Consider the following 689-nt stretch of genomic DNA (forward strand, 5'->3'; position numbering starts at 1 on the left):
CCATCACCTAAGAAATACGTAAAAGATGATACACGCGAAAAAGGACAAGTTAATGTTGAAGAGCCTGGTAAAACTGGAGAACAGACGGTAACAACAACTTATAGTGTCAATCCTAACACTGGAGATCTTATTGAACATGTAGGACAACCAGTAGTTAAGCAACCGGCAACAGAAACAGTTGTCAAAGTCGCAGCCAAGGACGAAGTAGAATACATTAAAAAAGGAGACGATGTTGTTAAGAAGACAACGAGCTACACAGTAAACTCAAAAACTGGCAGTCTTACTTCGACTGAGAAGGAAGAAGTAGTCAATAGAGGTGGCGCGAGGGATATAGTTGAGTATAATTCAGTTGAACCCAAACCAGTTTATTTAAAAGATGAGAACAGTCCAAAAGGTACTGTTACCGTTCAATTTCTAGGGAAAGCAGGACAAACTAAAGTCACCACAACATATAGCGTAAACCCAGTAAATGGAACCCTAACTCCATCAAAAGGCAAACCAGAAGTCGTAACTATACCAATAGCTAGAGTTGTAAAAGTGGGAGCAAAGGACAAAGTAGAAACAACAGAAATCCCATCACCTAAGAAATATGTGAAAGATGATACACGCGAAAAAGGCCAAGACAATGTAGAAGAAGCAGGACAAGCAGGTTCAAGAACAGTAACAACTACTTACGAAGTAAATCCAGC

1 protein-coding gene is annotated in these 689 nt (G+C 39.8%); it reads left to right on the forward strand.

The window, feature by feature from the left end; genetic code table 11:
• The coding region (locus HMPREF2805_RS11490; RefSeq protein ID WP_261676336.1) for a G5 domain-containing protein at positions 1-689 on the forward strand (689 nt) is incomplete at both ends.

Origin of the sequence: Streptococcus sp. HMSC034E03 (assembly GCF_001811505.1) — a bacterium.
In the GTDB taxonomy this organism is placed as follows: domain Bacteria; phylum Bacillota; class Bacilli; order Lactobacillales; family Streptococcaceae; genus Streptococcus.